Genomic DNA, 22,996 nt, shown 5'->3' with positions numbered 1-22,996 from the left:
GCGCGGCACCTCGGCGACGCGCCGGTCCGCACAGGCATGCAGGTTTTCCACAACCGCTGTGGAGTCACGCATCACTAACCTGTGGATAAAACTCGCCGCGCTTACTGGCGCAAGGTTTGCCGGGTTGGTGGCGAAAAAAACGCCAGTACCGACAGGGTTGTCCACACAGGATGTGGATCGAATTCGGCAAAGCCTGTGGGTAAGTAAGACGAGGCCTTGCGCTGCAAGGCGCTACGGATGTGTGGTGAAATTTTGACCATTTCCCGCGAGACGCTTCGGCGCGTGGTCGCCTTGCTTGAAGGGGCGCCGCATTGCGCAGCGCCCGCGCGCCATCACTGTGCGCTGTCGTCCAGTTGAATCCGGCCACGCAGCGAATTGCTCATCGCCTCGGTGATCAACACATCGACGAACTGTCCGATCAAACGCGGGTTGCCTGGGAAATTCACCGGGCGCATGTTCTCGCTCTTGCCGGTCAGTTCGTTCGGGTCGCGCCGCGAGGGGCCTTCCACCAGCACGCGTTGCACGCTGCCCACCATCGATTGCGAAATGCTCGCCGCGTGCGCGTTGATATGCGCCTGCAGACGCGCAAGACGCGCCTGCTTCACCGCCTCCGGCGTGTCGTCCTGCAGGTCCGATGCCGGGGTGCCGGGACGGCGCGAATACACGAACGAAAAGCTCTGGTCGAAGCCCACGTCCTCGATCAGCTTCATGGTCTTTTCGAAGTCCGCTTCGGTCTCGCCAGGGAAGCCGACGATGAAGTCCGAACTGATCGAGATGTCCGGGCGCACTGCGCGCAGCTTGCGGATCTTCGACTTGAATTCCAGCGCGGTGTAGCCACGCTTCATTGCCGACAGGATGCGGTCGCTGCCGGCCTGCACCGGCAGGTGCAGGTAGTTGGCCAGCTGCGGTACGTCGCGGTAGGCATCCACCAGCGAATCGGAAAACTCCAGCGGATGCGACGTGGTGAAGCGGATACGGCCGATGCCGTCGATCTGCGCGATGGTGCGGATCAGCAGGCCCAGATCGGCGTACTGCGCGGCGTCGCCGGCATCGGCGCCATACGCACCGCGGTACGCGTTGACGTTCTGGCCGAGCAGGTTGATCTCGCGCACGCCTTGCGCCGCCAATTGCGCCACTTCCACCAGCACGTCCTCGAACGGCCGGCTGACTTCTTCGCCACGGGTGTAGGGCACCACGCAGAACGAGCAGTATTTGGAGCAGCCTTCCATGATCGAGACGAAGGCCGACGGACCTTCGGCACGCGGCTCGGGCAGACGGTCGAACTTCTCGATTTCCGGGAAGCTGATGTCCACCTGCGACTTGCCCGATTCGCGTCGCGCGCGAATCAGTTCCGGCAGCCGGTGCAGGGTCTGCGGGCCGAACACCAGGTCCACGTAGGGCGCACGCTTGACGATGGCTTCGCCTTCCTGCGACGCCACGCAGCCGCCGACGCCGATGATCACCGGCTTGCCGCCGGCCTTGAGCGCCTTCCAGCGACCCAGCTGGCTGAAGACCTTTTCCTGGGCTTTTTCGCGAATGGAACAGGTGTTGACCAGCACCACATCCGCTTCCTCGGGGTTGTCGGTCAGCTCCAGGCCTTCGGAAGCGGCAAGCACGTCGGCCATCTTGGCCGAGTCGTACTCGTTCATCTGGCATCCGTGGGTCTTGATATAGAGCTTGCCGCGTACCACGGCAGGCGCCGATGGGCGCGCGACGGGCAAGGGCAACAGGGCGGGTGCGTCCACGGCAGCTGCCGCGGACAGGTCGGAAACGGGTGTCCCGGGCATGGCGCTTATTCCAGGCGGGTAGAAGAGAGCCGCGCAGTTTACCCGCTTGCGCTGGCGCCGTCCGCGGCCGCACGCCCGGCGTCGACGGCTTCGGCGCGCGCCACTGCCGGGCGCGCGGCCATCCGGGCGATATAGGCGCGGGTCGGGGCGGGCGGGTCGATCAGGCCAAACTCCACCATCCACGCCAAGGCGCCGCCCCACAGCACATCGGCCGCACTGCAGCGCTCGCCCAGCAGGTAATCGCCCTTGGCCAGCTGCGCATCAACCACCTGCAGCACCGTGTCGGCGTCGGCATAAGGCGAGAGCGAGCGCGGCGGGGCGCTACGCTTGAGCGCAAGATCGATGATCGCCGGTTCGAAGGCCGAGCCGTAGAACGCAAGCCAGCGCAGGTAGGCGCCACGATCGGCATCGCCCGGCGCCGGTGACAGGCCGGCTTCCGGATATAGCTCGGCCAGGTACTGATAGATGGCGCCCTGCTCGGTGACCACGCTGGTGCCGTGGACGATGGTCGGTATCTTGCCCATCGGGTTGATCGCAAGGAATTCCGGCATGCGCTGCTGCTCCTTTTCCAGATCGATGGGCTGCAGGCTGTAGCGTGCGCCCAATTCTTCCAGCAAGACCAGGACCCCCCGCGAGCGAGAGCGGGGGTTGTGGAACAGGGTGACGTGGCGGTCGTCGGACATTGCGGTCTCCAGGGTGGCTGCGGTGGCGATGCGAGTGGGGATGGCGGGTATCGCGATCTTACGGACCACTTGCGGACAGTTTCTGTCCGCAATACGGTGGCGCGATGGCTTCCACCGCTGCTCGCCTGTTGCGTCTGCTTTCCCTGCTGCAAGGTGGCCGGAGTTGGTCCGGTGTGGCGCTGGCAGAACGTTTGGGCATCCATCCGCGCAGCCTGCGGCGCGATATCGAGCGCCTGCGCGAAGCGGGTTATCCGGTGCATGCAGCGCCCGGCAGCGGCGGCGGCTACCGGCTGGGGCAGGGCGGTGCGGCATTGCCGCTGTTGTTGGAAGAAGACGAGGCGCTGACCGTGGCGGTCGCTTTGCGCGCCGCCGCGCCAGCGGTGCGCGGGATGGACGCCGCGGCGGCACGCGTGATGGCCAAGCTGGATCCCCTGCTGCCGCGCCGCAGCGGCCAGCGCGCCAGTGCCGCGCATGCCGCCATGGCCAGCATGCCGGCTGCCGAAACGGAATCGCTGGTCGATGCGGGTCTGCTCGCCCAGTTGGCTGCCGCCTGCCGCGACCGGGCCACGCTGCGGCTGGACTATCGGCGCCATTCGGGTACGGCCATCACCCGCAACATCGAGCCGGCGCTGCTGGTGAACTACGGGCGGCGTTGGTACCTGCTGGTCTGGGACTGCGAACGCCAGGACTGGCGCAGCCTGCGCGCGGACCGGATCGATCAGGCGGTCGCCACCGGCGCGCGGTTCGCCCCCCGCGCATTGCCCGAAGAGCCGCTACAGCTATTGCGCAAGGCGATCGGCGAAGCGCCGTTTCCGTGCCGGGCGCGGGTGCGTCTGGCCGGCACGGTCGAGGCATTGGCAGCGCGCATTCCGCCCTGGCTGGGTGCCTTGCAGGCCGATGGTCCCGCACATTGCTGGCTGGGTCTTGGCGCCCCGAGCATGCCTGCGCTGGCGGCCAACCTGTTGTTGCTGGACCTGCCGTTCGACGCGATTGCGCCGGCCCAAGCCCGCCACACCTTGACGCAGGCGCTGGACACGTTGCGCACGCAGCTGGACCGGCTGCCCCAGTGAGGCGGCCAACAGGCCATCGCGCGTGGGCGTCAGGTGGGCGCGGCGAACGCGTTATCGGGAGTGCGGGATGGGTACTTGAGGATTTCGAGCACCGGTCCCGCACGCCTGGCCGCGGCGCGGGCGCCTTGCGGGCTACTCCAGACGCTGGCCGACACTTGGCAAGCCCTGGGCAAGCTGGGACACTCCGCGCATGAAGGGGATGTCAAGATTGCTGGGGCTGATGCTCGTCACGTTGTCGGCTGCGCCGGTCAGCGCCGGCACGCTGTACAAGTGCGTCGGCGCTGACGGTATCACCAGTTACCTGAGCAAGCGCCAGAGCGGCTCCACCTGCAGCGTCATCAGCAGCTATACCCCCGATCGTGCGGCCCGCCGCCTGCCGTCATCTCCCTCGGCCGGGCGTCTGGCCGTCAGCCCCGCGCCCCGCATGGCCAGTATCGACAGCGGCGCGCCGGCCACCATTATCAGCCAGCCAGTCAGCCAGCCGCCGCGGCACGCTGCCGAGGTCGCTTCGGCGCCGGCTCCGCGTGCCTTGCCGGAGTCGTCCGTCTCTGTCGTCACGCCGCTAGCGGCAGCAGCAACCAATCCGCGCCGGGTCGTCAGCGGGCAGGTGTACTCTTATATGAAGGACGGCGTGCGCCACTACACCAGCGCCCGGCCGCGCCAGGTCGCCAGCATCGAAGGCCTGCGCACCATCCATTACAGCTTTATCGAAACCTGCTACGCCTGCGGTGCCAAGCCGGGGGTCAATTTTGGTGCGATCCGACTCAACACCAACGCCTATCAGCAGGAAATCGCAGCGGCGGCGCGCGAGTTCGGGGTGGAAGAATCGATCGTGCGCGCAATCATCCACGCCGAATCGGCCTACAACCCGCTCGCGCTCAGTCGTGCCGGCGCGCAAGGCCTGATGCAGTTGATGCCGGGCACCGCGCGCCGCTTCGGTGTCAGCGATGCCTATGATGCAACGCAAAATATTCGTGGCGGCGTGCAGTATCTGTCCTGGCTGCTGAAACGCTTCAATGGCGACCTCACCCTGGCCGCTGCCGGCTACAACGCCGGCGAGGGCGCAGTCGACCGTTACGGCGGCGTACCGCCGTATAGCGAAACCCAGCGTTACGTGCAACGCGTGGGCGTATTGGCCGGCCGCTATCGTGGCCAGGCCACAGCAGCCAACTAAAGCGGCTGGCAAAACGCCCGTGCAGCCGCCCGGCGGGCGCGGCCGGTGCTCCTGGCATGTCATAAGCACCGCGGCGTCTGCGCGATCCATTCCCGGCCCCCCGCTTGACGTCGTGGTCTCTGCTCTTGGGAATCTTTGCCACGGCGCTGCGCCGAGTGCGGTGGGGCAAGTGCTTCGGTCTCCGCAACATCGGTTGCAGCGCCCATAGCCAGTCGCGAACGAGCGTATTGCTGCGCTTGCACCATATCCACGCATCCACCGCACGCGCGCATTGCCGTTGCAGCCCACGCAAGGGCACTACGTCACAGCCATCCGTCTCCCACGCGCGTTGAACTCCATCGGAGCGGCTGCCGCTTGCATGGGCCGTTGCATCGCATAGGGCCGACTGCGTACATTGCGTTGTCTGTGCATTAAGCGTTCCGCTACACTGCGGTCGATTCATCGCGGCTGGACCCCCCGCCAGCCGTTGGCAGCCTCACGCTACCTAATCAAGATCGGAGAGCCGGATGGCCAACGATGGGGTTAACGCACCTGCTGATATCGGGCGTCGTCGGTTTTTAACCGCGACAACGGCCGTGGTCGGTGCGGTCGGAGCAGGATTCGTTGCAGTTCCGTTCGTGAAGTCGTGGAATCCCAGTGCGCGTGCCAAGTTGGCTGGCGCACCGGTCACCGCCGACATCAGCGCCTTGCAGGAAGGCCAGCGCATGGTCCTTGAATGGCGCGGTCAGCCAATCTGGATCGTCAAGCGCTCCAAGGCCATGCTCGACGCGCTCCCGTCGCTGGACGACCGGCTCAAGGACCCCAAGTCCGAGAACAAGGATCAGCAGCCGGAGTACGTGCTGAAAAACCCGGAATATCGCTCGATCAAGTCCGACATTTCGGTGCTGGTGGGGCTGTGTACGCATCTGGGTTGCTCGCCGGAGATGGTCGCCGAAATCCGCCCCGAGCCTTACGACCCGCAGTGGAAGGGCGGTTACTTCTGCCCTTGCCACAAGTCGCGCTTCGACATGTCCGGCCGCGTCTTCGACGGCGTGCCGGCACCGATCAATCTGCTGGTGCCCCCACACCACTACGTGGACGACAACACCTTGGTGATCGGCGTCGATCCTGACGATGCCGGTGCGTCGGCCAAAACCACGGGGGCTGCCTGATGAGCAATGTTCTGGTCCGTACCGCCAATGGCGTGTTTGATTGGGTCAACGAGCGCGCGCCCGGGCTGATGCCCATGTACCGCAAGCACATCAGCGAGTACTACGCGCCTAAGAACTTCAACCTCTGGTACTACTTTGGCTCGCTGGCCATCGTGGTGCTGGTCAACCAGATCGTCACCGGCATCTTCCTGACGATGCACTACAAGACCAGCGCCGCCGATGCATTCGCTTCGATCGAATACATCATGCGCGACGTGGAGTGGGGCTGGCTGATCCGCTACATGCACAGCACCGGTGCCTCGCTGTTCTTCATCGTGGTGTATCTGCACATGTTCCGCGGCTTGATGTACGGCAGTTACCAGAAGCCGCGCGAGCTGGTGTGGATTCTCGGCATGCTGATCTACCTGGTGCTGATGGCCGAAGCCTTCATGGGCTACGTGTTGCCGTGGGGGCAGATGTCGTTCTGGGGCGCGAAGGTGATCATCTCGCTGTTCGGCGCCATTCCGGTGATCGGCAATGGGCTGACCGAATGGATCATGGGCGACTACCTGCCCGGCGATGCCACGCTCAATCGCTTCTTCGCCTTGCACGTGATCGCATTGCCGTTGGTGTTGCTGCTATTGATCGTGCTGCACATCGGTGCGCTGCACGAAGTGGGTTCCAATAACCCGGACGGGGTGGACATCAAGAAAGGTCCAAAGGGCAATCGCTGGGATGCGCACAAGCCGGCCGACGGCATTCCGTTTCATCCGTATTACACGGTCAAGGACCTGGTCGGCGTTGGATTCCTGCTGTTGATCGCTGCCTTCATCATCTTCTTCGCGCCGGCGTTCGGCGGCCTGTTCCTGGAGCACGACAACTTCACCGAAGCCAACCGGCTGGTGACGCCGGAGCACATCAAGCCGGTGTGGTACTACACGCCGTACTACGCCATGTTGCGCGTGGTGCCCAACAAGCTGGGCGGGGTGCTGGTGATGTTCTCGGCCATCGCGATCCTGTTCCTGGTGCCCTGGCTGGATCGCGCCAGGGTGCGCTCGGTGCGCTACCGCGGCTGGATTTCCAAGCTGGCGTTGGGCGTGCTGGTGGTGTGCTTCGTCTGGCTGGGCGTGATCGGTTCCGGCCCCGGCACCGACGCGCATGAAACCTATGTCGGGCGCGTGCTGACCTTCCTGTACTTCGCCTTCTTCATCACCATGCCGGTGTGGACGCGGCTGGACAAGACCAAGCCGGTTCCGGAGCGGGTGACGACCCATGACTAATTCCAACGTGACGTCATGGAAGTCGCGCGTGGTCGCCTTGCTCTGCGGCCTGGTAATCGCTGGTGGTGCAATGGCGGCCGAAGGCGGGGCGGTGCAGCAAGCAGGTAATGACCTGAGCGATCGCGCATCGCTGCAACGTGGTGCGCAGTTGTTCATGAACTACTGCTCCGGCTGCCATTCGTTGAAGTACCTGCGCTATTCGCGCATGGCCAGCGATTTGGGCCTGAGCGAAGAGGAGGTCATGACCAATCTCAACTTCACCGGCGCCAAAGTCGGCGAACATATCGAAGGCACCATGCCGCACGACGCGGCGACCAAGTGGTTCGGCAAGGCGCCGCCGGATCTGACCTTGATTGCACGCGTGCGCGGTACGGACTGGGTCTACACCTATCTCAAGTCGTTCTATCTGGACCAGACACGCCCGCTGGGCTGGAACAACAAGCTGTTTCCGAACGCCTCCATGCCCAACCCGCTATGGGAGTTGCAAGGCCTGCAGCAGGCGCAATTCGGCCCGGCCGACAAGGCCACCGGCGACAAGCCGGTGGAGGCATTGAAGCTTGGGCAGCCAGGGCGTCAAACACCGGTGGAATTCGACCAGACCGTGCGCGATATCGCCAACTTCCTCGAGTATGCCGGCGAGCCGGCCGCATTGAAGCGCCAGAGCATGGGCGTGTGGGTGGTCCTGTTCCTGGCGCTGCTCACCTTCATCGCTTATTTGTTGAAGAAGGAATACTGGAAGGACGTGCACTGAACGCTGCGTAGGCCGTCATCGGCTGCGGAAGCGAACAATGCAATGCAGGGCAGGCAGGTATCGCAGGTGCTTGGATACCTCTATTTGTCGCCGAGCCTTGCGGGCGCTCCCAACAGAAAGCGCTAGCCCCCACCTCCCGTGCGGAGAGGGGGCGGGCTGATGGTTGGCAAGCGAACAGCATGTCGGCATGTCGATCGGGGCCGTCAGCGTAGATCCCTGCAACAGGGTTGCAGCGCCTACATGTCCTGCGGTCTCGGGGGAGCAGCGCAGCAACCGGCTTATCGGAACATTAATAAGCCCTATCACTCTTGGCTTTTGCGTGACGTGATTGCACACTCGATAGACCGTGGTGACTGTCGGCGTTGGGCCGGCCGCGCCGATGCGGCCGGCGGATTCCGGTCGTCGGAGAGCCTTGAATGGCGACGAGTGTGCGTATGCGGAATACCTTGACTTTGTTTTCGTCCAACGACGACGTGTTGTGCCACCGGGTCCGTCTGGTCCTGGCGGCAAAAGGGGTGACCTACGACCTGGTGCCGGTCGACCCGCAAAATCCTCCCGAAGATCTGATCGATCTCAATCCCTATCATTCGGTGCCGACGCTGGTCGAACGCGACCTGGTGCTGTACGCCGCCTCGGTGGTCAGCGAATACCTGGACGAGCGCTATCCGCATCCGCCGCTGATGCCGGTCGACCCGCTTTCGCGCGCGCGTCTGCGCCTGGCGATGTTGCGCATCGAGCATGACTGGGTGCCGCAAGTGCAGGCGATCCAGCTCGGCAACAAGACGCAGGCCGAGGCCGGCCGCAAGCGTCTGAAAGAACTGCTTACCGCCTCGGTGCCGTTGTTCAAAGCCAGCAAATTCTTCCTCAATCCGGAAATGAGTCTGGCCGATTGCGCGATGGCGCCGATCATCTGGCGACTGGACGCGTTGGAAATCAGCCTGCCCAAGGACGGTAAGGCGATCGAGGATTACGGCAACCGGATCTTCCGCAACCCGGGCTTTATCCGCAGCCTGACCGATCAGGAAAAGAAGCTGCGCGATCTGCCGGGCTGATGCGACGGCTGTATGCCAACAGACGGACTTCCGATCGCGTGGCCGCCGCGACGGGCCATGTGCGGGTAAAATGACGCAATGAGCGAAGATTTCCCCCGCATGACCAGCCATCGCCCGTACCTGTTGCGGGCCTTGGTCGAATGGATCAACGACAACGGCATGACGCCGCACGTTTTGGTGGATGCCGGCCTGCCCGGTGTGCAGGTGCCTGCCAGTGCCGTCAAGGACGGTCGCGTCGTGTTGAATATCGCCGAGCGTGCCGTGGTCGGCCTGCAGGTGGACAACGAAAGCGTGAGCTTTACCGCGCGCTTCGGTGGCGTGAGCCACCCGGTGATGGTGCCGATGGCCGCCGTACTGGCGGTCTATGCGCGCGAAACCGGGCAGGGCATGGCGCTGCCGGACGACATCCCCGGCACCAACAGCGAGCCGCCGGATCCGGGCTCGCCCCCACCGAGTGCGCCGACGCCGGACGAACCGTCCAGCGGTGGCAAGCGCCCGCATCTTCGCGTGGTGAAGTAAGGACAGCACACCACACGCCTGCGCCGCCGCAAGGCGAGTGCAGGCCGGTGCGCGGAATCAGCAGGGACCACGTGTAAGCTGAAGTTCCTGCGTGCCGTCCACGGCTACCGGTGACGGCGTCCCAGGTTCTGTTGGCTGCGCTGAAAGCGGCAAGCGTATGACCTGCAGACTCGCCAAGTGGAGGGTTCGATTGCACGTAGAGCGCACCCGTCATGTCGATTGCAGCGCGCCGGATCCGTCCGGCGCACTCGACGACGCGTACGAGTACGACATCTATCGCTTCGTGGATGGCGAGCGTTGTCTGATTGCGCGCAGCTTCATCGGCACGCCGCGTGAGGCGCATTTTCTCAGCATGGAAATTGCCGGCAAGTCGCGTCTATTGAAGGATGCCGACCTGCTGGATCCGCTGTGGCTGTTCGCCCAGGCGCAGCTGCGTCGAGAGGGCAAGCTGCAATTGTGCTGGCTGAGCGGCAGGGACAATGGCTACGAGCCCGTTCCCGCGGATTCGACGTCTTTGGAATGAAGTGGCCGGCTGTGTGGAGTGCCGCCGACTGATGCAATGGCCAGCCGCGTGCACAGACGGCGACAGCGCGCAGCAACAGCTCGATGATTGCTGGAATCCAGAGGGAAGCTGGCCGGCCAATCACTGTAACCCAGACAGGTGAAGCTGCAGGTATGTCAGGTGTCAGCGTGCGGGTGACCCGCAGCTGCGCGCCTCACTCCAGACGCTCATGCTCCGGGTGCAATGCCCTGACGGTAGCGACCTGCGGCCCGGTGAAGGCAATCAGTTGATCGCCGCGCAGCACCAGCTTGCCGCTATGGCGATCCACGCCGTCGTAGGAATAGTCGAAGCGGAAGGTGCGCTCGAAGCCCAGCCAGCCGCTGGGCATCCTGCACACGCGGATATTGGTGGAATGCACGCTCTGGTCCAGCCATTGCACGTCGGCCGCGCGGCAGGCATTGCGGCCAAGAATGTCGGCGCGTTCGGCAGCCGCGCGCGAGGAGTTCCAGAACGCGAACAGCGCGGCGCCGGCGATCATGAAAAGAATCAGGCTGGGCATGCCGCCAATGTGCCACGGCACGTGGCCGGCGGACAATCGCCGGGCCGGTGCCGCAACGTTGCGAAGGCGTCGCCTTGCCGACGGCAGAGGCCGCCACCATTGCGCTAACAGCGGCTAACAAAACGTAGCGAGCAGCTGTCGGGTGGGCGCAGACGGCGCGCTCAGAACCGGAGTGTACGAGCGGTACATGCCGATTCCGAGCACCGGCCGCGCCCGCCTGGCGGCTGTGCAGTCGTTTTGTAGCCGCGCTAAATCGTTCACTGCCGGCCTGGCCCGTGGCTTGTCTGGACCGCTGCGCAGCCCCATTGATTATGGTTCACGCCGAGTTATATCCGCGCGCCTTGCCGTCATGATGAGCAATGGTGTCGGGCATTGCCAATGCATCCTGTCCTGCAACACTTCCATCCTGTGGTCGCTGCGTGGTTCGCGCAGACCTTCGCTGCGCCGACACCGGCGCAGGTCGCCGCGTGGCCGGCGATCCAGGCCGGACGCCACACGCTGGTGGCCGCGCCGACCGGCTCGGGCAAGACGCTGACGGCCTTCTTCGCCGCCATCGATGCATTGATTCGCGACGGGCTGGCCAATGGCGGTGCGTTGCCCGACGAAACCCGTGTGGTCTACGTCTCGCCGTTGAAGGCCTTGTCCAACGACATCCACCTCAACCTGGACGCGCCCTTGCAGGGCATCCGTGCGGCGCTGGTCGCCGGCGGCTTGCCGGATGTGCCGATTCGTACCGCGGTGCGTACCGGCGATACCCCGCAGCGCGAGCGCGCGCAGGCGCGTCGCACGCCGCCGCATATTCTGGTGACCACCCCGGAGTCGCTGTACGTACTGTTGGGGTCGGCATCCGGGCGCGCGTCGCTGCAGCATGTGCGCACCGTGATCGTCGATGAAATCCACGCGGTGGCGTCGGACAAGCGCGGCAGCCACCTGAGCCTGACGCTGGAGCGCTTGCAGCGGCTGGTCGCGCAGCCGATCACGCGGGTGGGGCTGTCGGCCACCCAGAAGCCCATCGAAACGGTGGCGCAATTCCTGGTCGGTGTCGACGCAGACGGCGTGCCGCCGCCGTGCGAGATCGTCGATATCGGCTACACCCGCAAGCGTGATCTGGCCCTGGCGTTGCCGCCCACGCCGCTGAGCGTGGTGATGTCCAACGACCAGTGGCTGCAGGTGTATGCCGATGTGGCCGCACTGGCGCAGCAACATCGCACCACGCTGGTGTTCGTCAACACACGGCGCATGGCCGAACGCGCGGCGCGGCATCTGGGCGATCTGCTCGGCAAGCAGCGCGTGTCGGCGCATCACGGCAGCCTGTCGCGCGAGACGCGCCTGCTGGCCGAGCAACGGCTCAAGGCCGGCGATCTCACCGTGTTGGTGGCGACCGCATCGCTGGAACTGGGACTGGATATCGGCGATGTCGATCTGGTCTGCCAGCTCGGTTCGCCGCGCTCGATCGCCACCTTCCTGCAACGCGCCGGGCGTTCCGGACACAAGGTCGGCGGTACGCCCAAGGCGCGCCTGTTTCCGCAGACCCGCGACGAACTGGTCGAATGCGCCGCGCTGCTGGACAGCATCCGCCGCGGCGAACTGGATGCCTTGCGCATTGTGACGGCGCCGGTGGATGTGCTGGCGCAGCAGATCGTTGCCGAAGCCGCATGCGAAGACTGGGACGAAGATGCGCTGTTCGCGCTGGTGCGGCGCGCGTGGCCGTTCGCCGGGTTGAGCCGTGCCACCTTCGACAGCGTGGTGCGCATGTTGTGCGATGGCTTCAGCACCCGCCTCGGTCCGCGCGCCGGGTATCTGCATCGCGATGCCGTGCACCGGCGCCTGCATGCACGGCGCGGTGCGCGCATGACGGCGCTCACTTCCGGCGGCACCATTCCCGAAACCGGCGACTACAGCGTGGTGCTGGAACCGCAGGCCGAAAAGATCGGCACGGTGAACGAGGATTTCGCCGTTGAAAGCCTCACCGGCGATGTGTTCCAGCTCGGCAATGCGAGCTACCGCATCCTGCGCGTGGAGGCCGGGCGCGTGCGCGTGGAAGATGCCAAGGGCGCGCCGCCGAACATTCCGTTCTGGCTGGGCGAAGCGCCGGGCCGCAGCGATGAGCTGTCTGCGGCGGTGTCGCGCCTGCGTGGCGAGATTGCCGCGCGGCTGGACACCGCGCCGCACCAAGCCGCGCGCGACTGGCTGCAGCGCGAGCTGGAGATGTCCGCCGAAGCGGCGCGGCAACTGGTGGATTATCTGGCAAACGCTTGCACGGCATTGGGCGCGATGCCCACCCAGCAGTGCCTGGTGATGGAGCGCTTCTTCGATGCCAGCGGCGGTACCCAGCTGGTCATCCATTCGCCGTACGGCAGCCGCATCAATCGTGCGTGGGGGCTGGCGCTGCGCAAGCGCTTCTGCCGCACCTTCAATTTCGAATTGCAGGCGGCGGCCACCGAAGATGCGATTGTGTTGTCGCTGTCGACCAGTCATAGCTTTGCGCTGGAAGAGGTTGGCCGTTACCTGCATTCGTCGTCGGCCGAGCATGTATTGATCCAGGCATTGCTGGACGCACCACTATTCGGCGTGCGCTGGCGCTGGAACGCCACCAACGCGATGGCGCTGCCGCGCTTCAGTGGCGGCAACAAGGTGGCGCCGCAGTTGCAACGCATGAAGTCCGAAGATTTGCTCGCCACGGTATTCCCGGACCAGGTGGCCTGTGCGGAGAATCTGGTCGGCGAACGCGAGGTGCCCGACCACCCGTTGGTGGCACAGACCCTGGAAGATTGCCTGCATCACGCCATGGATAGCGACGGCTGGCTGCAGGTTTTGCGCGGCCTGGAATCGGGCGCGGTGACGCTGGTCGCGCGCGACCTGGCCGCGCCGTCGCCGCTGGCCGCCGAAGCCTTGAATGCGCGTCCGTATGCATTTCTCGACGATGCGCCGCTGGAAGAACGCCGTACCCAGGCCGTGCAAAGTCGCCGCTACACGCCGCAGACCAGCGACGACCTGGGCCAGCTCGATCCGCAGGCGATTGCCGCAGTGTGCGAAGAGGCCTGGCCACAGCCGCGCGATGCCGAAGAAATGCACGAGGCATTGGTGGGGCTGGGCGTGTTGCCGGTCGCAGAGGCTACCGACGCGCAGTGGCAGGCATGGTTGGCCGCGCTGGCCGCAGCGGGTCGTGCCAGCTGCATTGCCTTGCACGGCAGCCCGGCGCTGTGGGTCAGCGCCGAGCGTATCGACTGGTTCTTGCCGTTGTATCGGCAAGCAACTGTGCAGCCGCCGTTGCAGGCGCCGGCCGATTGCCGCGTTGCCGACTGGCAGCGCGACTGGGCGGTGCGCGAACTGCTGCGCGGGCGCTTGTCCGCGGTCGGCCCGGCACAGGTGCCGGCCTTGTCCCACGCATTGCAGGTACCGGAAGCAGAAATCGCGCTCGCACTGGCGGCCTTGCAACGCGAGGGCTACGTCATGGCCGGGCAGTTCAATGCGCATGTGCAGGGCGAAGAGTGGTGCGAGCGCCATCTGTTGGCACGCATCCACCGCTACACGCTGGGGCGCCTGCGCCGCGAGATCGAACCGGTATCGCAACGCGATTACGCGCGTTTTCTGTTCGAGTGGCAGCACGTGGACAGCAGCAGCCGGGTGGCCGGGCCGGATGCGCTGGCCGGTGTGGTGGGGCAACTCGAGGGCTTCGAGGCGCCTGCGGTGCTGTGGGAGAGCGAGCTATTGCCGGCGCGCATCCGCGACTATCAACCGGCCTGGCTGGATGAGTTGTGCACTGCCGGGCGCACGCTGTGGGCACGCCTGCGGCCCGGCGGCGGCCGCAGCGGCGCTGCACTGCGCAGTACGCCGATCGTGCTGCTGCCACGACGCGAAGCGCAGCGTTGGAGCGCGTTGGCGCGCGATGCCGACGACGCGCCATTGGGCTCCCGCGCGCAACGGGTCATGCAGGTGCTGCAGCAGCAAGGCGCGCTGTTCTTCGACGAAATCGCCGACGCGGCACATCTGATGAACACCGAGCTGGAAGATGCCTTGAGCGAGCTGGTGATGCGTGGCCGCGCGCATTGCGACAGCTATGCCGGCCTGCGCGCGCTGCTGGTGCCGGCGTCCAAGCGGCCGTCGGCACTGTCGCGGCAGCGTCGCCGTGCCAGCGCACTGGGCATCCGCGATGCGGGCCGCTGGGCGCCGGTGCGGGCGCTGCCCGACCTGCCGCTTGCCGAAGCCGCGCAGCGCCATCAGGACACGCTCGAACACGTCGCGCGCACGCTGCTGCGGCGCTACGGCGTGGTGTGCTGGCGGCTGCTCGAACGCGAGGCCGCATGGCTGCCGCCATGGCGGGAATTGCTGCGCATGTATCAACGGCTGGAAGCCCGTGGCGAAATCCGCGGCGGGCGGTTTATCGCCGGGCTGTCCGGCGAGCAGTTTGCGTTGCCGGACGCGATTGCGGCCCTGCGCCGTGTGCGCGCGCAGCCGTTGCCGCAGCAATGGATCTGCGTCAGTGCCAGCGACCCAAGCAACCTGCTCGGCAGTCTGCTGCCCGGCGAGCGGGTCGCGCGCGTGCCGGGCAATCGCGTCGCTTCGCTGGATGGGCTACCGATGGCGGTCTGGGCGGCAGACCGCTTCCAGGCCTTGCAGGAGCTCACCCCCGAGCAGGCCGAGCAGGCGTTGCGTCTGCTACAGCGCGGACCGGGCGCGGCCGAGCAATCGCCGATGGAGCGCTGGTTGGCTCAATCGCCCGCGGGCGGCGTGCCTTTTCCGGTCACGCGCGGAAGCGGACGCGACACATAGCGGCTATCTGCAACCACCCAGCGCCATGGCGCGTCCACGGCCTTGCGGATGCCGATGCGCGGCGTTGCCACTGGATGGGAGGGGGGCGGCACGCCGTCGTCTTCGATCCAGAGCCGCGCGGCCGCAGTGCTGAGATCCAGCCCATTGTCGGCGGCGGTCACGCCGAACGCCTGCGCCAGGCGGCCTGGGCCGGTGGTCAAGGCAGTGACCGGCGCGGCGCCGCGCGCGGCCTGCATGCGGTCGATTCCGTCCAGCGGTTCCAGTGCGCGGATCAGCACCGCATGCCCGGGCGCACCGCCGCAGACCGCATTGATTGCCCAATGCATGCCATAGATGAAATACACATACAGGTGCCCCGGCGCACCGAACATCACCCGCGTGCGCGGAGTCATGCCGCGAAACGAGTGCGCGGCCGGGTCGTCGCTGCCGCAGTAGGCTTCCACTTCGGTGATGCGCCCGCGGCGTCCGTCCGCACTGACCAGCACCTTGTTGAGCAATTGCGGCGCGACGTGGCGGGCATCGTGGGCATAGAACGTGCGGGGCAAGGGCTTTGCAGGCATGGCCAAAGCATAGCTGCGCAGACGTGATGTCCCAGCGGTGTGGCCTGGACAGCGCACGGGCGGGGGTAGGGTTTTTCCGAATATGGGCGGTGATGAGCGCGTGATCTGTCACAAAAGCGCAGATTCGATTTGATGAATAGGCACTCCGGCTCTGGATGCATCTCAAGCGCGTTTTGTCGTCGCCGATAGCCATTAGCGATGGGTTAGACCCGCCGTATCGCCATGCGCGGTACGCGCAGCGCCATCGCCTTCCTGTAGCGCATGTCGCCCACGCATCCTTCTTGAGAGAACTCCCCAATGTTAGGCAACTTCAGAATCGGAACCAGACTGATCGTGGCATTCCTGATCGTCTCGGCCATCGGCGCATGCATCGGGTGGGTGGGCTATTCCAACTCCGGCCGCATCAGCGCGCTGTCGACGTCGTTGTACGAGCGCGAGTTGCTCGGCATGTCCCACGTCAAGGAAGCCAACATCAACCTCATCTATGCCGGCCGCGCGCGCGCCAACCTGTTGTTGGCCAGCAGTGCAGAAGAGCGCCAGTCGCATGTGCAGAACATCGACAAATACACCGCCAAGGTGGTCGATCACATGGCCCGTGCGCGGGAGAGCTTCCAGAGCGAGGAAGGCAAGAACAAGCTGGCGCAATTCGATCGCGCCTGGCAGAAGTATCTGGACGAGCGCGGCCGCTTCATCGAAGTCGCCAACCGCGAAGCCTTGCGCGAGGCCAATCCGGAACTGGCCGCGCTCTCGCGCGCGGTACGTGCCAGTTCGGACGAAGTGGATAACCTGATGACCGACCTGAGCGGCCTGCGCGAGCGCAGCGCCGCGGCGGCCAACGCCGAAGCCGACGCGATCCACACACGCAGTTCCAGGCTGTTGGTGGCCATCATCTGCAGCGGCGTGTTGCTCGGTGCCATTCTCGGCGTGGTGATCAGCCGCAGCGTCACCGGGCCGATCCGCCGCGCGGTGGCGGTGGCCAACGGCTTGTCGGAAGGCGATCTCACCATGCGCATCGATGTGCATGGCCGCGACGAAACCGCGCAACTGCTCGAAGCGATGCGCACCATGGTGCAAAAGTTGTCGCAGGTGGTCGGCGAGGTCAATACCAGTGCCGAAACCCTTGCCAGCGCGTCGGAGGAAGTCAGCGCCACTGCGCAGTCGCTGTCGCAGGCGGCCAGCGAACAGGCCGCCGGTGTGGAAGAAACCAGTGCGTCGCTGGAGCAGATGACCGCATCGATCAGCCAGAACACCGAGAACGCGCGCGTCACCGACGGCATGGCCACCCAGGCCGCGAAAGAAACCGTGGAAGGCGGCGAAGCGGTGGTGGCCACCACCCAGGCGATGAAGCAGATCGCGCAGAAGATCGGCATCATTGACGACATCGCGTACCAGACCAACCTGCTTGCGCTCAATGCCGCGATCGAAGCCGCGCGCGCCGGCGAACATGGCAAGGGGTTTGCCGTGGTCGCCGCCGAGGTGCGCAAGCTGGCCGAACGCAGCCAGGTGGCCGCGCAGGAAATCGGCGAGGTGGCCAGTTCCAGCGTGGAATTGGCCGACCGCGCCGGTCGTTTGCTGGATTCGATCGTGCCCAGCATCAAGCGCACCTCCGACCTGGTGCAGGAAATTTCCGCCGCCTCCGAGGAGCAATCTTCCGGCGTCAGCCAGATCAATTCGGCGGTCGTGCAGTTGAGCCAGACCACCCAGCAGAACGCCAGCGCATCCGAAGAGCTGGCCGCCACTGCCGAGGAAATGAGCGCGCAGGCCGAACAGCTGCAGCAGAGCATGGCGTTCTTCCGGCTGGGCGGGCAGGGCGCGCCGACTCCGCCGCCCAAGCGCCGCAAGCAGGTCGCTGCGCGTCCGGCGCGTGCGGCGGGTACGCGTGGCTGGCGCAGCAACGCAGCGCCGGCGTATGCGATGTCCGAGGGCCCGGACGAAGGCCAGTTCGCGCGTTTCTGAGAGAGCGACCAATGACCGCACCGACGCTTGATGTGATGCCCGGCGATGCCGATGTCGCCGCGCAATATCTGACCTTTCAACTGGATGGCGAAACCTTCGCCACCAGCATTCTCGGCATCCGCGAGATCATTCAATACCGCGCTCCCACACCGGTGCCGTCGATGCCGGATTGCGTGCGCGGGGTGATCAATCTACGCGGCGCGGTGGTGCCGGTGGTGGACCTGCAATCGCGGCTGGGGCGCGCAGACAGCACGATCGGCAAACGCAGCTGCATCGTGATTGTGGCCACCGAACAGGCGCAGGGCACGCAGGTGATTGGCGTGCTGGTCGATGCGGTCAATGCAGTGATCGAACTGGCCGATCAGGACATCGAAGCGGCGCCGTCGTTCGGCACGCATATCCGCCGCGATCTGCTGCGCGGCATGGGCAAGGTCGGCGAGCGCTTCGTGGTACTGCTGGAGATGGAGCAGGTGCTGCAGGTGGACGAGATCGCCGGAAACACCGACGCACTGGCGGCCTGAGCGACAGCCGTGCAGCAGGGCGATCGGCGCAGTCTGCGTCGATCAGGCCCGCAGCTGCCAACCGTCGAAGCCGTGCACGCGGTTGCGGCCATCGCCACGCGCCTGCTGCAACGCGTGTCGCGCACGGGCAAGCAGGGTATTGCTGTCGAGCGCGGTTGGCGTGGCAACGTCCACCACACCTGCGCTGAGCGTCAACGGGCCGGTGGGCCAGTGCGCGTCTTCCACTGCCTTGCGCAAGTCTTCGGCAGTGGCAAGGGCTGCAGATGCAGCGGTCTCCGGCAGCGCCACGCAGAATTGATCGCAGGCCAGACGCGCCACGAGTGCGTCAGCCGGAAGCTGCGCTTCCAGCAATGCAGCCACCTGAAGCAAGGTGGCATCGGCCGCTGCCGCGCCGGCCTGCAATTTTTGCCGCTTGAAGCCGTCCAGTTCGAGCAGCATGAAACCCAGGGGCGCATCGGCGGCAGAGCTGGGCGCGTCGGCAAGCGCGTGCAAAGCGTGCTCCAGCCCGGCGCGATTCCATCGCCCGGTGAGCGCATCGCGCAGTGCATCCAGCTCCACCAGCCGCGCGGCCTGTTGCAGTTCGATGGTGCTGACGACTTGCCTGGCCAAGGCTTGCAGCGCGTCGCGCTCGGTTACCGACAGGCGCCGCGGAACGCGATCCAGCACGCACAGGGTTCCCAGTGCGATGCCGTCCGGGGTCAATAACGGCGCGCCTGCATAGAAGCGGATCTGCGGCTCGCCTGTCACCAGCGCGTTGCGCGCAAACCGCTTGTCCAGGTGGGTATCGCCGACTTCCATCACCTGATCGGGTTCGAGGATGGCATGCGCGCAAAACGACAATTCACGCGGCGTCTCGCTCTGCTGCATGCCGAGCCTGGATTTGAACCATTGCCGATGGGTATCGACCAGCGAGATCAGCGCCATCGGCATCCGGCAGAGCGCGGCTGCGATCGAGGTGAACGCGTCGTAGCTCGGCTCCGGTGCGGTGTCCAGCAGGCGGTAGGCATGCAGTGCCTCCACGCGCTCATCTTCGTTGGCCGGCAGGCGCGCCCCGGGAATGGCGTTGACGCCGCCTGGCAGTAACGTTGCCTGGATCAGGTTCAACGCGGGTGCATCGGGTATCTGCATGCAAAGCACCACCGGGAACAAGGCGCCATCAAGGCGATGAGGGGTTGACGCGACAACGCACTGGCCGATGCGACTGCAACCTTGGCAAGGCACTGCTTCCCAGGGCAGCGGCATATCGGCGAGCGCCTGTCCGGATCTTGCCACAGGAACGCGTGGCTGGCCGGTGCCAGGTTTTCAGTCCCACAGATGCAGCGGTCTCAGCTGCACGACAGGGTGCAACGCGCCTCCGGCGATGCAGCACGGAAGTTCACCGCATCGGCGTGCCGCGGCGCTGCCCGATGCCCGGCAGCATGCTTGGCCAACTCACTCTCCCTGGCCAGCCTTGCCAGTGGGGCGACGGCTTTGCTCGTCGTGGACCTTCAGATCTTCCTGGCCCGGGCGTTGCTTGGCGGCATCGTCGTGCTTGCGGTCTTGCTGGCTCTCGGTCACGCCGTGCGCATCGTCGGCGACGTCATCGGGCTGCTGGTCTTTCTTGCTCATGGTGTGGTCCGCTGTGGAGTGAAGCCGGACGTTAGCGCGCGCGATGTGATCCCCACGCCACGGCGACCGGCCGGCCCTGCACCGCAACACCCTCAAAACGCGCAAGCCCCGGAAACATGACGTCTCCAGGGCTTGTGCGTTTGACTCGATGGTGGTGTAGTCCCCTACTAGAGAGAACCTTCCTGCCTCACCGGCGAGGACACCGTAGGCGGGATTATATACGATGCGGAGGTCCGGGTGGACTTTGGCTGTCTCCGCGCATTTCCGACCTTCGATAGCTTGCTCGGCCACGGTCAGCGCCCGGGGTTCTTGACCTTCAGATGGCGGCATGAATAGCGCTGCTGCCCCCAGGACACGGCAAAGGTTTCGGAAACCTCGTACCAGTTGCCGCCTGGATGACCACCGCCGTGGTTCTCCCCCATGCAGGAGCATTCGCAGTGAAAGCCCTCAGCGTTCCAGCATGCCGGAGCGCATTTCTGGTGCTCCCGGTACAACTGGATCACGTAGACCTCTTGGTGTCGCCTCAGCGCAAGTTTGATCACGCTGTCGAACCACGCCGTCGGAATTTCCCAGGCTTTGAACTGCGCACACCAATCTGGCTTCAGGCGTCGGCCATCCCGCAGCCACTCCATGTTCCCTTCGGCAAACGGAATGCGCGCCAAGACCGGGAGTGGCTTATTGCGCTTGAAAATGACCGGGATTTTTCCCTGACGCCAAAGCTCCTTCAGTTGCGAGTCGCTCAGATCCTGTGACATGAGGGACTCGACTGCCTGGCTCAGCGCTGCTTGTTGGCCTGGGACAGAACCGAAGCCGCCAGTTCTTTCGTCTCTTTGGCGTACCGGTCGCTGGCCAAAACGCGTGCGGCCTTGTCTTCCATCTCGGCACCCGTCTGTTTGTCGCCGCTGCGCTGAGACAGTGCCGAGGCGGCCAGACTCTTGGCCACTTGCGATGAACTGCTGCTTTGCAGCGTTTCCGACGCCAGCCGACCAATTCGTGAGGACGTCTGCTTTGTGTTCTTGGACATCGCTGTTCCTTTCACATCAGGATTTGGAGACGGGCCGGAATGGCACCACCTTATTGCCTTGGGCTGGTTGGTCATCAACCTGCTTCTGGGTTGCTTTCAGTCGCGCAAACTCCACGACATTGGTTTTGCCCTGGAAGTAGCCTTCGGGCAATCCGGCGAGTGCTTCCACGTCGCCCGCAGCCAGTCCGATGTGTCTCGGGATGGCGTCCAAAGGCATGACCTTCTCTTCGACCAACAGATCGATGGTGCGACGAAGCAGACGTGGCTGCTCTGGGCGACGGTCCTCGTCTCCGGGTTCCGATTTCGCACCCCACCGAGCAGAGCGACGCTTGAAAAGCATCAGAGCACCATCTTCATCCAGCATCTCAAGTGCCTTGAGCCGCATGATGATCGCCGCTGCCGACACGCCCCAACGGCGCTTCAACAGCAACAAGTCATCCAGAGTCGGTGGCACACGAACTTCGCTTGCGAACGTTTCGGCGGGCAGCAAAAAAGCGCCTGCGAAGCGGTGCGCCTGCTGCTCCATCAGTTTGTGGCGTGCGCTGTCAGTCGTGCGCTGAATGTGACGATGCAGAACAAGATGCCCGATTTCGTGGGCAAGGTCGAAGCGACTGCGGTAACCATTGTCCTTGTCGGCGGACAGGAGGATCAACGGTCGGCCCAATACCTCGCTCCAAGCCGACAGCCCTTCAATCTGGGCCACGCCGGTTTCTTCCCGAACGAGGATTACCCCAGCGCCTTCCACGGCCAGTGCCAAGTCTTGAATCGCCGAGCGGCCCAGACGCCACAGATCCCGGCATTCGCAGGCAGCCTTCTCGATATCCTCGTTTGTGATCTGCTCCGGCTCGGTGTAATCACGAGAGGGCAAATTGACATCGGGGTAGTCAACGTACTCCATCAGGGCAGCCGCCACGTCTTGGGCCCACTCAAGGCGGGCCTCCAGCATGGCGCGTGCAGCGACGTGCGCTGACGCGTTGCTGCGAAAAAGCGGCAACGACAACTTTGCCCCGGGCGCACGCGTAAACCATTCCGGCGTGACGTTGACCACGCCAGCAAGGCGTTCAAGCGCGTCACGCTCGGGTGCTTGCGTTCCTGCGCGCCACTTACTGACGGTCGCCGGAGACACGTCGACCATTGAGGCCAGCTGGACTTGAGTCAGACGACGGGCCGCAAGAATTTGGCTAAGTCGATCTTTCTGAAATCCTTGTACACCCCTACTCATGATCCTGTTCCGTCTTTGTCTTGTTGTTTGCCAATGTTCTTCTTCAGCTTCGGCACAGCCAAATCGTCCTGGCCTGCTGTCGGCTGCTGGTCGTAGCGCTTGATGAATGCTTCAATGGGTTCCCGGAAAAGCCAGCCTTGCATGTGGCGATCTGGAACCGCGATTTCGATGGAGACGGGTGTGTCCGGCTGGCTGTGCAGCGATCCTGCAAAGCAGGCCACGACGAACACAACCGCTTGGGATGGCTCCACGTAGCCTGAAAAGAGTCCGGGTTGAACCAGCGGCTCGATGGCTGCGTTCGCCAGGGACATCTGTTTTCGGGTTTCGCTACGCCGCCCGCTGTTCCAGACCCCATACTTGGTGTTGAACCGTGCCAAGGTGAATATCCCAGACCGGCCTGTGACGATCTGATTGCCGCGTAGCGGTGAGGGAGATGCGTCTGCAACGGCGAGAGCGCGATGGAAGGACTCGTTCATATGGAAATGGCGCAACTGCCCCACCACGCTGGGCAAGTGCCCGTCATCCATCCCTCGCGCCGCAGCATAGGCACGTTGAGCGCCGACCAGCTTGGCTTCTTCGAGGCCCATGACAAGCTCACGCGGGATATTCCTCACAAGCAGGTCATGGATCGTTTCTTGGTTCGGCTGGGCCATTGGCAACTCCGTCATCGGATTTCGTTCAAGCGGATTCTATCATCAAATAATTTCGCTTAAAAGGTTTTCGTGTGGGGGATGCTGCGATTGAAGCGGCAACACCCCCGATTTGTAGCGCGCCCAGCGGATCGTTTGCCAACAGCGATAACGGGAGAACGTGGGCTAAATGTTT

General features: G+C 64.7%; 21 protein-coding genes and 1 other RNA gene. 11 read left to right on the top strand and 11 right to left on the bottom strand.

Features of this window, described 5'->3' with window-relative positions; genetic code table 11:
- Nucleotides 1–332: 332 nt before the first annotated feature.
- Both miaB and AC1POX_RS13020 read right to left on the bottom strand, forming a co-directional pair.
- On the bottom strand, nucleotides 333–1,787 hold the full coding sequence (gene miaB, locus AC1POX_RS13025) for a tRNA (N6-isopentenyl adenosine(37)-C2)-methylthiotransferase MiaB (protein ID WP_029819632.1): 1,455 nt from the start codon (nucleotides 1,785–1,787) through the stop codon (nucleotides 333–335).
- 38 nt (nucleotides 1,788–1,825) lie between these two features.
- The gene (locus tag AC1POX_RS13020; protein ID WP_011347777.1) at nucleotides 1,826–2,470 is read right to left on the bottom strand and encodes a glutathione S-transferase family protein; all 645 of its coding nucleotides are present in this window, start codon (nucleotides 2,468–2,470) and stop codon (nucleotides 1,826–1,828) included.
- Nucleotides 2,471–2,574: 104 nt separating this feature from the next.
- Between AC1POX_RS13020 and AC1POX_RS13015 the strand changes: the two genes are divergently transcribed.
- The 8 genes from AC1POX_RS13015 to AC1POX_RS12980 all read left to right on the top strand — a co-directional run bounded on the left by AC1POX_RS13015 (nucleotide 2,575) and on the right by AC1POX_RS12980 (nucleotide 9,969).
- Nucleotides 2,575–3,540, top strand: coding sequence for a helix-turn-helix transcriptional regulator (locus AC1POX_RS13015; RefSeq protein WP_372356241.1), 966 nt, complete (start codon nucleotides 2,575–2,577; stop codon nucleotides 3,538–3,540).
- A gap of 190 nt (nucleotides 3,541–3,730) precedes the next feature.
- Nucleotides 3,731–4,714: a lytic transglycosylase domain-containing protein gene (locus tag AC1POX_RS13010; RefSeq protein WP_033478438.1), complete on the top strand. Its 984-nt coding sequence runs from the start codon at nucleotides 3,731–3,733 to the stop codon at nucleotides 4,712–4,714.
- Between the two features lie 506 nt (nucleotides 4,715–5,220).
- A complete protein-coding gene (gene petA / locus AC1POX_RS13005) occupies nucleotides 5,221–5,865 on the top strand; it encodes a ubiquinol-cytochrome c reductase iron-sulfur subunit (RefSeq protein ID WP_011347774.1) in 645 nt (214 codons plus the stop codon).
- Nucleotides 5,865–7,124 carry a cytochrome b gene (locus tag AC1POX_RS13000; protein ID WP_008571315.1) on the top strand — a complete coding sequence of 420 codons (1,260 nt, stop codon included), beginning with the start codon at nucleotides 5,865–5,867 and terminating at the stop codon, nucleotides 7,122–7,124. The genes petA and AC1POX_RS13000 overlap by 1 nt, the downstream gene beginning before the upstream one ends.
- Complete coding sequence (locus AC1POX_RS12995; protein WP_014090392.1) at nucleotides 7,117–7,875, top strand: cytochrome c1; 759 nt, start codon at nucleotides 7,117–7,119, stop codon at nucleotides 7,873–7,875. The genes AC1POX_RS13000 and AC1POX_RS12995 overlap by 8 nt, the downstream gene beginning before the upstream one ends.
- A 416-nt stretch (nucleotides 7,876–8,291) precedes the next feature.
- Nucleotides 8,292–8,927 carry a glutathione S-transferase N-terminal domain-containing protein gene (locus AC1POX_RS12990; RefSeq protein WP_005915265.1) on the top strand — a complete coding sequence of 212 codons (636 nt, stop codon included), beginning with the start codon at nucleotides 8,292–8,294 and terminating at the stop codon, nucleotides 8,925–8,927.
- A 78-nt stretch (nucleotides 8,928–9,005) separates the two neighbouring features.
- Complete coding sequence (locus AC1POX_RS12985; protein WP_008571311.1) at nucleotides 9,006–9,446, top strand: ClpXP protease specificity-enhancing factor; 441 nt, start codon at nucleotides 9,006–9,008, stop codon at nucleotides 9,444–9,446.
- A gap of 190 nt (nucleotides 9,447–9,636) precedes the next feature.
- Nucleotides 9,637–9,969 carry a hypothetical protein gene (locus tag AC1POX_RS12980; RefSeq protein ID WP_372357177.1) on the top strand — a complete coding sequence of 111 codons (333 nt, stop codon included), beginning with the start codon at nucleotides 9,637–9,639 and terminating at the stop codon, nucleotides 9,967–9,969.
- 193 nt (nucleotides 9,970–10,162) lie between these two features.
- Here the strand turns inward: AC1POX_RS12980 and AC1POX_RS12975 are convergent, their stop codons facing one another.
- Both AC1POX_RS12975 and AC1POX_RS12970 read right to left on the bottom strand, forming a co-directional pair.
- On the bottom strand, nucleotides 10,163–10,543 hold the full coding sequence (locus AC1POX_RS12975; RefSeq protein ID WP_008571309.1) for a DUF3301 domain-containing protein: 381 nt from the start codon (nucleotides 10,541–10,543) through the stop codon (nucleotides 10,163–10,165).
- A 76-nt stretch (nucleotides 10,544–10,619) separates the two neighbouring features.
- A non-coding RNA gene (locus tag AC1POX_RS12970) (sX9 sRNA) lies at nucleotides 10,620–10,696 on the bottom strand.
- A 189-nt stretch (nucleotides 10,697–10,885) separates the two neighbouring features.
- Between AC1POX_RS12970 and AC1POX_RS12965 the strand changes: the two genes are divergently transcribed.
- Nucleotides 10,886–15,280: a DEAD/DEAH box helicase gene (locus AC1POX_RS12965; RefSeq protein ID WP_372356240.1), complete on the top strand. Its 4,395-nt coding sequence runs from the start codon at nucleotides 10,886–10,888 to the stop codon at nucleotides 15,278–15,280.
- On the opposite strand, the gene AC1POX_RS12960 is transcribed toward AC1POX_RS12965, so the two are convergent.
- Entirely contained in the window at nucleotides 15,220–15,825 is a 606-nt protein-coding gene (locus tag AC1POX_RS12960) for a DNA-3-methyladenine glycosylase (RefSeq protein ID WP_372357176.1), read from the bottom strand. The genes AC1POX_RS12965 and AC1POX_RS12960 overlap by 61 nt on opposite strands.
- Nucleotides 15,826–16,137: 312 nt before the next feature.
- Here AC1POX_RS12960 and AC1POX_RS12955 point away from each other — a divergent pair, with 312 nt between their 5' ends.
- On the top strand, nucleotides 16,138–17,796 hold the full coding sequence (locus tag AC1POX_RS12955) for a methyl-accepting chemotaxis protein (RefSeq protein WP_277572703.1): 1,659 nt from the start codon (nucleotides 16,138–16,140) through the stop codon (nucleotides 17,794–17,796).
- 11 nt (nucleotides 17,797–17,807) lie between these two features.
- On the top strand, nucleotides 17,808–18,317 hold the full coding sequence (locus tag AC1POX_RS12950; protein ID WP_011347768.1) for a chemotaxis protein CheW: 510 nt from the start codon (nucleotides 17,808–17,810) through the stop codon (nucleotides 18,315–18,317).
- Nucleotides 18,318–18,359: 42 nt separating this feature from the next.
- On the opposite strand, the gene AC1POX_RS12945 is transcribed toward AC1POX_RS12950, so the two are convergent.
- The 6 genes from AC1POX_RS12945 to AC1POX_RS12920 all read right to left on the bottom strand — a co-directional run bounded on the left by AC1POX_RS12945 (nucleotide 18,360) and on the right by AC1POX_RS12920 (nucleotide 22,824).
- Nucleotides 18,360–19,466 (bottom strand): sensor domain-containing diguanylate cyclase, encoded by a 1,107-nt coding sequence (locus AC1POX_RS12945; protein ID WP_031423069.1) that lies wholly within the window; start codon nucleotides 19,464–19,466, stop codon nucleotides 18,360–18,362.
- Nucleotides 19,467–19,748: 282 nt separating this feature from the next.
- Complete coding sequence (locus tag AC1POX_RS12940) at nucleotides 19,749–19,925, bottom strand: hypothetical protein (RefSeq protein WP_008576117.1); 177 nt, start codon at nucleotides 19,923–19,925, stop codon at nucleotides 19,749–19,751.
- A 293-nt stretch (nucleotides 19,926–20,218) separates the two neighbouring features.
- Nucleotides 20,219–20,680 (bottom strand): hypothetical protein, encoded by a 462-nt coding sequence (locus AC1POX_RS12935; protein WP_372356239.1) that lies wholly within the window; start codon nucleotides 20,678–20,680, stop codon nucleotides 20,219–20,221.
- 20 nt (nucleotides 20,681–20,700) lie between these two features.
- Entirely contained in the window at nucleotides 20,701–20,949 is a 249-nt protein-coding gene (locus AC1POX_RS12930) for a hypothetical protein (protein WP_372356238.1), read from the bottom strand.
- Nucleotides 20,950–20,965: 16 nt separating this feature from the next.
- A complete protein-coding gene (locus tag AC1POX_RS12925; RefSeq protein ID WP_372356237.1) occupies nucleotides 20,966–22,171 on the bottom strand; it encodes an XRE family transcriptional regulator in 1,206 nt (401 codons plus the stop codon).
- Nucleotides 22,168–22,824 carry a hypothetical protein gene (locus AC1POX_RS12920; protein ID WP_372356236.1) on the bottom strand — a complete coding sequence of 219 codons (657 nt, stop codon included), beginning with the start codon at nucleotides 22,822–22,824 and terminating at the stop codon, nucleotides 22,168–22,170. Before AC1POX_RS12920 ends, AC1POX_RS12925 begins: the two co-directional genes overlap by 4 nt.
- Nucleotides 22,825–22,996: the final 172 nt, after the last annotated feature.

The organism is Xanthomonas sp. NCPPB 3442, assembly GCF_056725145.1.
The sequence above is the reverse complement of the archived record's forward strand: the minus strand, read 5'-3'. Positions and strand labels throughout refer to the sequence as shown.